Source organism: Asanoa siamensis (assembly GCF_016862555.1).
Lineage (GTDB): Bacteria > Actinomycetota > Actinomycetes > Mycobacteriales > Micromonosporaceae > Asanoa > Asanoa siamensis.
This window is the reverse complement of sequence record NZ_BONE01000088.1, coordinates 23,627-33,334: the sequence shown is the minus strand read 5'-3', so window position 1 is coordinate 33,334 and position 9,708 is coordinate 23,627. Positions and strand designations below refer to the sequence as shown.

Annotated in this window: 13 protein-coding genes; 7 read left to right on the top strand and 6 right to left on the bottom strand. The window is 72.6% G+C overall.

Going from position 1 to position 9,708, the window contains the following annotated elements; genetic code table 11:
* The coding region (locus tag Asi02nite_RS34620; protein WP_203718247.1) for a GNAT family N-acetyltransferase at nt 1-493 on the bottom strand (493 nt) is incomplete at its 3' end.
* A gap of 9 nt (nt 494-502) precedes the next feature.
* Nucleotides 503-1,291: an SDR family oxidoreductase gene (locus Asi02nite_RS34615; RefSeq protein WP_203718246.1), complete on the bottom strand. Its 789-nt coding sequence runs from the start codon at nt 1,289-1,291 to the stop codon at nt 503-505.
* Between the two features lie 69 nt (nt 1,292-1,360).
* Between Asi02nite_RS34615 and Asi02nite_RS34610 the strand changes: the two genes are divergently transcribed.
* Together Asi02nite_RS34610 and Asi02nite_RS34605 are read left to right on the top strand one after the other, a co-directional pair.
* Nucleotides 1,361-2,227 carry a sigma-70 family RNA polymerase sigma factor gene (locus Asi02nite_RS34610; RefSeq protein ID WP_203718245.1) on the top strand — a complete coding sequence of 289 codons (867 nt, stop codon included), beginning with the start codon at nt 1,361-1,363 and terminating at the stop codon, nt 2,225-2,227.
* A gap of 107 nt (nt 2,228-2,334) precedes the next feature.
* Nucleotides 2,335-2,982: a phosphotransferase gene (locus tag Asi02nite_RS34605; RefSeq protein ID WP_203718244.1), complete on the top strand. Its 648-nt coding sequence runs from the start codon at nt 2,335-2,337 to the stop codon at nt 2,980-2,982.
* 31 nt (nt 2,983-3,013) lie between these two features.
* On the opposite strand, the gene Asi02nite_RS34600 is transcribed toward Asi02nite_RS34605, so the two are convergent.
* Both Asi02nite_RS34600 and Asi02nite_RS34595 read right to left on the bottom strand, forming a co-directional pair.
* Nucleotides 3,014-3,469, bottom strand: a complete 456-nt coding sequence (locus tag Asi02nite_RS34600) for a type II toxin-antitoxin system PemK/MazF family toxin (protein WP_373312379.1) — start codon at nt 3,467-3,469, stop codon at nt 3,014-3,016.
* A gap of 41 nt (nt 3,470-3,510) precedes the next feature.
* On the bottom strand, nt 3,511-4,389 hold the full coding sequence (locus Asi02nite_RS34595) for a LysR family transcriptional regulator (protein ID WP_203718249.1): 879 nt from the start codon (nt 4,387-4,389) through the stop codon (nt 3,511-3,513).
* Between the two features lie 72 nt (nt 4,390-4,461).
* On the opposite strand from Asi02nite_RS34595, the gene Asi02nite_RS34590 reads away from it, so the two are divergent.
* From Asi02nite_RS34590 to Asi02nite_RS34580, 3 genes are read left to right on the top strand one after another with little or no spacing between them, the layout of a single operon-like run.
* The gene (locus tag Asi02nite_RS34590; RefSeq protein WP_203718243.1) at nt 4,462-5,202 is read left to right on the top strand and encodes a succinate dehydrogenase cytochrome b subunit; all 741 of its coding nucleotides are present in this window, start codon (nt 4,462-4,464) and stop codon (nt 5,200-5,202) included.
* A 5-nt stretch (nt 5,203-5,207) separates the two neighbouring features.
* Nucleotides 5,208-7,148 carry a fumarate reductase/succinate dehydrogenase flavoprotein subunit gene (locus Asi02nite_RS34585; protein WP_203718242.1) on the top strand — a complete coding sequence of 647 codons (1,941 nt, stop codon included), beginning with the start codon at nt 5,208-5,210 and terminating at the stop codon, nt 7,146-7,148.
* Entirely contained in the window at nt 7,145-7,891 is a 747-nt protein-coding gene (locus tag Asi02nite_RS34580) for a succinate dehydrogenase/fumarate reductase iron-sulfur subunit (protein ID WP_203718241.1), read from the top strand. Before Asi02nite_RS34585 ends, Asi02nite_RS34580 begins: the two co-directional genes overlap by 4 nt.
* Here the strand turns inward: Asi02nite_RS34580 and add are convergent.
* The gene (gene add, locus Asi02nite_RS34575) at nt 7,865-8,821 is read right to left on the bottom strand and encodes an adenosine deaminase (RefSeq protein WP_203718240.1); all 957 of its coding nucleotides are present in this window, start codon (nt 8,819-8,821) and stop codon (nt 7,865-7,867) included. The two genes, Asi02nite_RS34580 and add, sit on opposite strands and share 27 nt — an antisense overlap.
* 55 nt (nt 8,822-8,876) lie before the next feature.
* Here add and Asi02nite_RS34570 point away from each other — a divergent pair, with 55 nt between their 5' ends.
* Both Asi02nite_RS34570 and Asi02nite_RS34565 read left to right on the top strand, forming a co-directional pair.
* Complete coding sequence (locus Asi02nite_RS34570; RefSeq protein ID WP_203718239.1) at nt 8,877-9,113, top strand: FitA-like ribbon-helix-helix domain-containing protein; 237 nt, start codon at nt 8,877-8,879, stop codon at nt 9,111-9,113.
* Nucleotides 9,110-9,517 carry a type II toxin-antitoxin system VapC family toxin gene (locus tag Asi02nite_RS34565; RefSeq protein WP_203718238.1) on the top strand — a complete coding sequence of 136 codons (408 nt, stop codon included), beginning with the start codon at nt 9,110-9,112 and terminating at the stop codon, nt 9,515-9,517. Before Asi02nite_RS34570 ends, Asi02nite_RS34565 begins: the two co-directional genes overlap by 4 nt.
* Here Asi02nite_RS34565 and Asi02nite_RS34560 read toward each other — a convergent pair.
* The gene (locus tag Asi02nite_RS34560) at nt 9,514-9,663 is read right to left on the bottom strand and encodes a hypothetical protein (protein ID WP_203718237.1); all 150 of its coding nucleotides are present in this window, start codon (nt 9,661-9,663) and stop codon (nt 9,514-9,516) included. The genes Asi02nite_RS34565 and Asi02nite_RS34560 overlap by 4 nt on opposite strands.
* Between the last annotated feature and the right edge of the window lie 45 nt (nt 9,664-9,708).

Below are 9,708 nucleotides of genomic sequence, written 5' to 3'. Positions count from 1 at the left end.
GGCTGCCCAGGATGACCGTCGCGACGCCGATGCCGGGACCGAGGACCCGCCAGCCCTCGGCGGCGTAGAGGCGGCGGGCCGGGTCGATCTCGTCAGCGGTGGTCATCAGCAGCAGGCGGTCGTGGGTGAGCCCGTCGAGCAGGGCGCGGAACAGGGCACGGCCGACTCCCCGGCGCCGGTGGTCGTCGAGCACGCCGATGCTGACGACCTCGAAGTGGCCGCCGAGCCACTCGTCGGCCACGTCGGACGGCAGCGCGGCGCGGGCCTGGTCGGTCCACCACTGGCCCTGCTCGCCCGTGTAGCCGTAGGCGAATCCGACCAACCCGGTCTTGTGCGCCCGCGCGAGGCGGAAGCCGGGCCGGGTCCGGTGACGGTCCCAGACCGACTCCCGCCAGCCGTGGTAGGTGGGATGGTCGCCGAAGACCGCGTCGTACACCGGCCAGAGGGCGGCCCCGTCCCGGGCGGTGGCCGACCCGCGGACCTCGATGCGCACCCACCGAGGCTAGATGGCCAGGCGCTGCGTCAGGAAGTCCTCCCAGGTCTGGTGGCCGACCGCGTGCTCCGGCGTGAGGTTGGCGCCGGCGCGGAAGGCGCGGGCCGCCGCGCCCGGAGCCGGCACCGAGACGATCGGCCGGCGGCGACCGGTCGCCCGGAGGTAGGAGCGGGCCAGCCCGGCGAAGGAGTGGATCCGCGGGCCGCCCATGTCGGCGACGAGGCCCTGCGGCTCGCCCAGCGCGAGCTCCACCAGGCGGGCGGCGACCTCGTCGGCGGCGATCGGCTGCATGCTGGTGCCGCCCGGCGCGAAGACGACCGGCAGCTTCGCCATCGCCGCGACGGCCTGGAAGGCCAACTCGTGGAACTGGGTGGCGCGCAGCGTCGAGTACGGCACGCCGGACGCCGCGACGATCTCCTCGGCGGCGCGCTTCGCGGCCACGTACCCGAACATGGCCCTGTCGATCGCGCTTTTCACCGGGGTGCGGTCCGCGCCGACGACGGAGATGTAGACCACATGCTCGGCGCCGGCCCGCGCGGCCGCGGCCATCAGGTGGCGGGCCTTGACGTCGTCGCCCTTCTGGGTGCCGGCGAGGTGCACGATGGTGCCGATGCCCTCGACCGCGGCCGCCGCGCCGTCGCCGGTGGCCAGGTCACCGGCCACATAGGTGACTCCGTCGGCCGGCGGCCGGGGCGTCCGGGTGAGCACGCGGATCTCGCTGCCCTTCTCGCGGAGCCGGCCGACCACGTACCGCCCGAGCGTGCCCGTGCCCCCGGTGACCAGAATCGGAGTGTTCACGATGTTCCTCCAGATTTGTAGCCTCGCTCTTCTACAGGTATGACACGAGCTGGCGAGAGGATGTGACCGGTGGACGAAACCCAGGTCTTCGAGGAGCACCGCGGGCGCCTGCGGGCGGTCGCGTACCGGATGCTGGGCTCGCTCAGCGAGGCCGACGACGCGGTGCAGGAGACCTGGCTGCGGCTCGCCCGCACGGACGTCTCGGAGATCGAGAACCTGGGCGGCTGGCTGACCACCGTGACCGGCCGCATCTGCCTCAACCTGCTGCGCTCCCGCACCACGCGCCCCGAACTGCCGCTCGACACGCACGTGCCGGACCCGATCGTGCGCCCCGACGAGGGCCTCGGCCCGGAGGGCGAGGCCATGCTCGCCGACGAGGTCGGCCTGGCGCTGCTGGTCGTCCTCGACACGCTCAACCCGGCGGAGCGGCTGGCGTTCGTGCTGCACGACATGTTCGCTGTGGCGTTCGACGAGATCGCGCTGATCGTCGACCGCTCACCGGCCGCGACGCGCCAGTTGGCCAGTCGGGCTCGCCGCCGGGTCGCGGACGCCGCGCCGACCCCGGACGCCGACCTGGCCCGCCAGCGCGAGGTGGTCGACGCGTTCTTCGCGGCGTCCCGCGACGGCGACTTCGACGCGCTGCTCGCGGTGCTCGACCCGGACGTGCTGCTGCGGGCCGACGGCGGCCCGGGCCGCCCGGCCCTCTCGATGATCCTGCGCGGCGGCGCGGAGGTGGCCGGCCAGGCCCGCATCGGCGGTCTGCTCTTCCCGGCGATCCGGCGCGCCCTGATCAACGGGCTGCCGGGCGCGGTCATCGCGCCGCGCGACGAGGTCGTCTCCATCATGTCCTTCGTGGTCCGCGGCGGGCGCATCGTCGAGATCAACGTGCTCGCCGACCCCCACCGCCTCCGCGCCTTGACCTTCTGGTTCTCCTGACCGAGACGCCATCGATCATGGGCGGCCGCCTAGCGTCCGATCGGGAACGGCGGTGGTGCGGTCCCTCGGGTCGCGTCATCGTCGCTGGACCGCCATGATGGCGAGGCATGGAGCTGATCGCGTCCGGTCGGGATTGTGACGTCTACGCGCTCGATCGCGGCCGGGTGCTGCGGCGGTCGCGGTTCGGGCGAGCCGCCGGGCCGGAGGCCGAGTTGATGCGACATCTGGCGGCCGTGGGCTACCCGGTGCCGGTGGTGCACGATGCCGACGGGCCCGACCTGGTCATGGAGCGGTTGGGTGGGCAGACGCTGCTGGCCGCCGCGGTCGCCGGCACCGCCGACAGCGCCACCTGCGCCGGCATCCTCGCGGACCTGCACCGGCGGCTGCACGCGTTGCCGGCGCGTTCGGCCCGGGACCCGGGCGACCGAATCCTCCACCTCGACCTGCACCCCGACAACGTCATGTTGACCGACCGCGGCCCGATCCTCTTCGACTGGGCGAACGCCGCCGAGGGCCTACCCGACCGCGACGTGGCGATGACCTTGATGATCATGGCTCAGGTGACACTGTGGACGACCGAGCCACACCTGGCCGCCATCGCCAAGGCGGGCCACGCGGACCTGTGCGCGGCCCTACCGACACCGTCGCCGGAGGCGCTGGCCTGGGTGGTCGCCAAACGCCGCGCCAACCCCACGATGACCTCTACGGAACTGGCCCAACTGGACGCAGCCGCCGCTCTGGTGCCGACAACCTGACCTCAACCGTGTCCTGCGCGCGTGGCGGCGCTCAGCGCCAGCCGTAATCAGCGCGCAGGCGCGCGGCGATCCGGTCGAAGCGGCCGCGGTCCAAAATGGAGCCCTCGCGGCGGATACCGCGTTCGTCGACCGTCAGCACCCGGTCGAGCCGCACGTAGCTCGGTCGCCCGTCGCGGTCCCACGATCCCGCGCCGAGCGGCAGCCAACCGTGCTGGCCCTCCCGGCGGCCGTTGCTGGAGAGCATCAGCCCCAGCATCACCCGGCCCTTGCGGCCGACCACCACGACCGGGCGGTCCTTGCCCTGTCGCGGGTCCTCCTCGTAGGGCACCCACGTCCAGACGACCTCGCCGGGATCGGCGCGGCCGTCCAGCTCCGGCGAGTATTCGAGCAGCCGGTCGTCGCGCCGCCGCAACGGGGCGGGCATCCGTGAGCGTTGCCGCACCGTGCCGGTGTGGACCACCCGGGTCGGGGCCGGCCGGCCGAGCATGCGGGCCGCGACATCGCGCCAAGGTTTCACGTTCGCACACCCTAGACCGCGGCGAGCACCGCGTCGCGGAGCGCCGCGGCCGCGTGGGTCAGGGCCACGCCGCGCCGCTGCGCGATGGCGATCGTGCGGCGCAGGCCCGGCGGCGCGAGCGGCACGCAGCGCAGCCCGGGGCGGTTGGCCAGCACCATCTCCGGCACGACCGCCACACCGAGGCCGGCCTCGACGAACTCCAGCACCGCGTCCAGCTCACCGCCCTCGACGGCGAACGTCGGCTCGAAGCCCGCCCGCCGGCACGCCTCGATCGCGTCGTCGCGCAGGGTGTAGCCCGGCCGGAACATCACCAGCGGCCGGTCCCGCAGGTCCTCGACCCGCATCGGGTCCGGCAGGACCGAGCCGACCGGCGCGGCCACGACCAGCGCTTCCGAAAGGATCGGTGCGGCCGACAGGGCCGGGTCGATGCCGGTGGAGGGCAGCACCACCAGGGCCAGGTCGAGCTCGCCGTGCGAGAGCGCGCTGACCAGCTCCTGTGACCCGCCCTCGGCGACCCGCAGCTCGATGCCGGGGTGGTCGAGGTGGAACCGGCGCAGCACCCGCGGCGCCAGCGACGTGCACAGGCTCGGGGTCGCACCGAGCCGCACCCGCCCCCGGGTCAGCCCGACCAGGTTGCGCACCTCGCGGTGCGCGGTCTCCGCGTCGGCCAGGATCCGCTGGGCCAGCGGCAGCAGCGTCTCGCCGGCCGGCGTCAGCTCGACCTCGGACGGCAGCCGGGTGAACAGCGGCGCCCCCAGCTCGGCTTCGAGGCTGTGAATCTGCTTACTGAGTGAGGGCTGGGCCACACCGACCGCGATGGCGGCCTGGGTGAAATGTCTAAGTTCCGCTACGGCTACGAACGACCGTAGCTGCTCCAGGCGCATATCGATAGCTTACAGCTATCGACACCACTATCGCCATGCATTGGACGCATCACAACAGCTCAACCTAGCGTCAAACGCATGGTGGTTTCGGGTACGCGCGACCGCGCGGCCAGCACGACGAAGGCAACGACGCCGACGCCGGGCCGGAAAGCGGTCTACCGGTCGACGGTAGGCGCCAAGAGCGTCATGGCCGTGACCGGCCTCCTCCTGCTGGCGTTCCTGGTCGCCCACATGGCCGGCAACCTCAAGATCTTCTTCGGCGCCGAGTCCTTCGACCACTACGCGCACTGGCTGCGCGACATCGGGGCTCCCGTGCTCCCCCACTACTGGTACCTCTGGATCCAGCGCGGTGTGCTGACCGCCGCCGTCGTCGGCCACGCCTGGGCGGCGACCGCCCTCGCGCTGCGCGCCAGGCGCGCCCGGCCGGTCCGCTACGCCCACCGCCCCAAGGTGCAGGGCAGCTACGCGGCCCGCACGATGCGCTGGGGCGGCGTGCTCATCCTGCTCTTCATCGTCTGGCACCTGCTGGACCTGACGGTCGGCACGGTCAACCCCGTCGGCAACCCGGCCACGCCGTACGCCAACGTGGTGGCGGGTTTCGCGCCGAGCCGCTGGCCGGTCACCCTGTTCTACACGCTCGCGATCATCGCGCTCGGCTTCCACGTGCGGCACGGGCTGTTCAGCGCGCTGCGCACCCTCGGCCAGCGCACCGCCAAGGGCGAACAGCGAGCCCGCGTCGCCGCGCTCGGTTTCGCGGTCCTCCTCGTGGCCGGCTTCCTCGTGGTGCCGTTCTCCGTACTCGTCGGATTGGTGGGTTGACCCGCATGACAACGAACCCGGGTGAGTTCGTCCTCGGCGCACCGATCGCCGACACCAGGGCACCGGACGGCCCGCTGGCGGAGCGCTGGACCAAGCGCCGCTCCACCGGCCGCCTGGTCAACCCGGCCAACCGCCGCCGGCTCGACGTGATCGTGGTCGGCAGCGGCCTGGCCGGTGGCTCGGCCGCCGCCACGCTCGGCGAGCTCGGCTACCGGGTGCGCTGCTACTGCTACCAGGACAGCCCGCGGCGGGCGCACTCGATCGCGGCGCAGGGCGGCATCAACGCGGCGAAGAACTACCGCAACGACGGCGACTCGGTCGAGCGGCTCTTCCACGACACCATCAAGGGCGGCGACTTCCGCTCCCGCGAGTCCAACGTGTACCGGCTGGCCGAGGTCTCCGTCGAGATCATCGACCAGTGCGTGGCCCAGGGCGTGCCGTTCGCCCGCGAGTACGGCGGCCTGCTGGACACCCGCTCGTTCGGCGGCGCCCAGGTGTCGCGCACGTTCTACGCCCGCGGACAGACGGGCCAGCAGCTCCTGCTCGGCGCGTACCAGGCCCTGGAGCGCCAGGTGAACGCCGGCACCGTCACCATGCACACCCGCCACGAGATGCTCGACCTGCTCGTCGTCGACGGCCGGGCCCGCGGCATCGTGGTGCGCGACCTGGAGACGGGCGCGGTGACCGTCGACCTGGCCGACGCGGTCGTGCTGGCCACCGGCGGCTACGGCAACGTGTTCCACCTGTCGACCAACGCCAAGGGCTGCAACGTCTCGGCGAGCTGGCGGGCGCACCGCAAGGGCGCGCTGTTCGCGAACCCGGCGTTCACCCAGATCCACCCGACCTGCATCCCGGTCTCCGGCGACCACCAGTCGAAGCTGACGCTGATGAGCGAGTCGCTGCGCAACGACGGCCGGGTCTGGGTGCCCGCACAGGCGGGTGACACGCGGGCGCCGGCCGACATCCCCGAGGACGAGCGGGACTACTTCCTGGAGCGGCGCTACCCGGCGTACGGGAACCTGGTGCCGCGCGACATCGCCTCCCGGGCGACCAAGGCGGTCTGCGACGACGGCCGCGGCGTCGGGCCGGGCGGTCGCGGCGTCTACCTCGACTTCGCCGACGCGCTCGAGCGGCTAGGCCGGTCCACTGTGGAAGCCCGCTACGGCAACCTCTTCGAGATGTACGAGCGGATCACCGGCGACGACCCGTACCGGACGCCCATGCGCATCTATCCCGCCGTGCATTACACGATGGGCGGGCTCTGGGTCGACTACGACCTGCGGTCGACGATCCCGGGCCTGTTCGTCATCGGTGAGGCCAACTTCTCGGACCACGGCGCCAACCGGCTCGGCGCGTCCGCGCTGATGCAGGGGCTCGCCGACGGCTACTTCGTGCTGCCGAACACGATCGGCGCGTACCTGGCCGACGGCCCGTTCCCGAAGCTGACGCCGAAGCACCCGGAGGTGGCGTCGGCGCGGGCCGCCGTCACCGACCGCGTCCAGAAGCTGCTCTCGATCGACGGCGACCGCTCGGTGGACTCGTTCCACCGCGAGCTCGGCAAGATCATGTGGGAGTACTGCGGCATGGAGCGCACCGACGAAGGGCTGCGCAAGGCGATCGAGCTGATCCGGTCGCTGCGCGAGGAGTTCTGGACCCGGGTCAAGGTGCCGGGGACGGGCGCCGAGCTCAACCAGTCGCTGGAGCGGGCCGGCCGGGTCGCGGACTTCTTCGAGCTGGCCGAGTTGATGTGCGTGGACGCGCTGCACCGCACCGAGTCCTGCGGCGGCCACTTCCGGGCCGAGTCGCAGACCCCGGACGGCGAGGCGCTGCGCGACGACGAGAACTTCTCCTACGTGGCCGCCTGGGAGTACGGCGACGTCCCGGTGCTGCACAAGGAAGAGCTCGATTTCGAGTACGAGACACCCACCCAGCGGAGCTACTCGTGAAACTGACCCTGCGGATCTGGCGCCAGAAGGACCGGGACGCCCGCGGCAAGATGGTGGCGTACGACGTCGACGGGCTCTCCGCCGACATGTCGTTCCTCGAGGTGCTCGACGTGCTCAACGAGCGGCTGACGACGGCCGGCGAGGAGCCGGTGGCGTTCGACCACGACTGCCGCGAGGGCATCTGCGGCGCCTGCGGCATGGTGATCAACGGCGTGGCGCACGGGCCGCAGAAGCTGACCACCGCCTGCCAGCTCCACATGCGACACTTCAACGACGGCGACACGATCGACGTCGAGCCGTGGCGGGCGCGGGCCTTCCCGGTCGTCAAGGACCTGGTGGTCGACCGCGGCGCGTTCGACCGCATCATCGCGTCCGGCGGCTACATCTCGGCGCCGACCGGCAGCGCGCCCGACGCGCACGCCATGCCGGTGCCGAAGGTCGACGCCGACTCCGCGTTCGAGGCGGCCGCCTGCATCGGCTGCGGCGCCTGCGTGGCGGCCTGCCCCAACGGCTCGGCGATGCTGTTCACCGCCGCGAAGGTGGCCCACCTGGGCGCCCTGCCGCAGGGGCAGCCGGAGCGCTCGTCGCGGGCACAGGCCATGCTGGCGGCCCACGACGACGCGGGCTTCGGCGGCTGCACCAACACCGGGGAGTGCACGGCGGTCTGCCCGAAGGGCATCCCGCTGACGGTGATCGGCGCCCTGAACCACGACGTGCTAGGCGCCGCCGTCCGCAACCGCTGACAGCCGGGCCTTGGTGGCGTCGTCGGCGAACGACGCCGTCACCGCGGCGCGGGCGAGGGCGTCGACGTCCACGTCGGACCAGCGCGCCGCGTGCGCGTACTCGTCCCGCAGGGTGGTGTGCACCATCTCCGGGATGTCGGTGTTGAGGGTGACCGTCAGGCCCGCGGCGCAGAGCCGCGGCAGCGGGTGCGCGTCGAGCGAGGGCGCGAAGCCGAGCGCGACGTTGGAGGCCGGGCAGACCTCGAGCGGGATGCCGCGCTCGCGCACCTCGGCGGTCAGGTCCGGGTCGTCGAGCACGCGGATGCCGTGACCGATGCGCTCGGCCAGGCCGACGTCGAGGGCCTCGCGGATGCTGGCCGGGCCCGCCGCCTCGCCGGCGTGGTGCACGACGTGCAGGCCGGCCTCGCGGGCCTCGGCGAAGACGGCGGCGAACGGTGCGGCCGGGTGGTCCTCGTCGCCGGCCAGCCCGACGGCGACCACGTGGTCGGCGTGCTTACGGGCGAGGTCCAGCGTGCGCCAGGCCCGTTCCACCGACCGCCGGCGCGAGGTGTCGAGGATGACCTTCCAGTCGAGCCCGTGGCGCTCGCCGCCCTCGGCCAGCCCGTCGAGCACGGCCGCGAGCGGCATGCCGAGGTCACCGAGCCGCTCCCCGTGCGCCGCGGCGGTGAACGACACCTCGACGTAGCCGACGCCCTGGGCCACCTGGTCCGCGCAGAACTCGACGGCCACGCGGTGGAAGTCAGCCGGCCGGCGCAGGCACTCGCGGACGAGGTGGTTCTGGTCGAAGAAGTCGGCGAAGGACGCGAACCGGTGCCGCCCACCCCGCAGGTGCGCGGGGAACACGATGCCGTTGGCGGCCGCGATCTCACCCAGCGTCGACCACCGCACGGCACTCTCGAGATGCACATGCAGGTGCGCGACGGGAGCCATGCGCCCGACCCTAACGGTGCATGCGGAATGCTGTCACTGCCATTAAAATGCAGGCATGACCGTCGCTATCACGATCCGCAACGTTCCCGACGACGTCCGTGACGAGCTGGCGGCGCGGGCGGCGCGGGCGGGACGGTCGCTCCAGGAGTACCTACTACGTGAGCTCGTCGACCTGGCCGTCCGCCCCACCGCCGAAGACGTCATCGCCCGGGCCCGCGCGCGGGCTGCCACCGCCGGCACTCGCCTCGATCCCGAAACGATCGTCGCAGCGCGTGACGAGGATCGGCGATGACCACGCCCCTGGTGATCGACGCGTCGGCGACGGTCGCGCTGCTCGCCGACGACGGGCCGGCCGGGCGATGGGTGGCCACGGCGGTGGCCGGCGCCCGCCTCGCCGCGCCGGAGCTGATGCCGTTCGAGGCGGCCAACATCCTGCGCCGGCATGCCCTCGCCGGCCTGCTCGACGCCACCGCGGCGGGCCTGGCGCACGCCGACCTGGTCGACCTGCCGGTCGACCTCTATCCCTACCGCGGCCTCCACGAGCGGGCCTGGGAGCTACGCGGCAACCTGACGGTCTACGACGCCAGCTATGTCGCGCTCGCCGAACTGCTGTCGGCGTCGCTGGTGACGCTCGACGGCCGGATCGCCCGGGCCAGCGGTCCTAAGTGTCCGATCGCCGCCTACGACCCGGCCTAGCGACCCCGGCTGCGGAGGCGGTTGGCGAGCTGCTGGAGGCGGCGCTGGTTCTCGGGCTTCTGGAGCTGGGTGCGGCCCTGCTGCACAAGGCGCTGCCCACGCGGGCTGCGGAGGAAGTCACGGATACGGTCTGCGATCGTCGCCATAACTCATTGTCCCCGAGGTTCCGCCTTGTCGCACGTGTCTAGGCT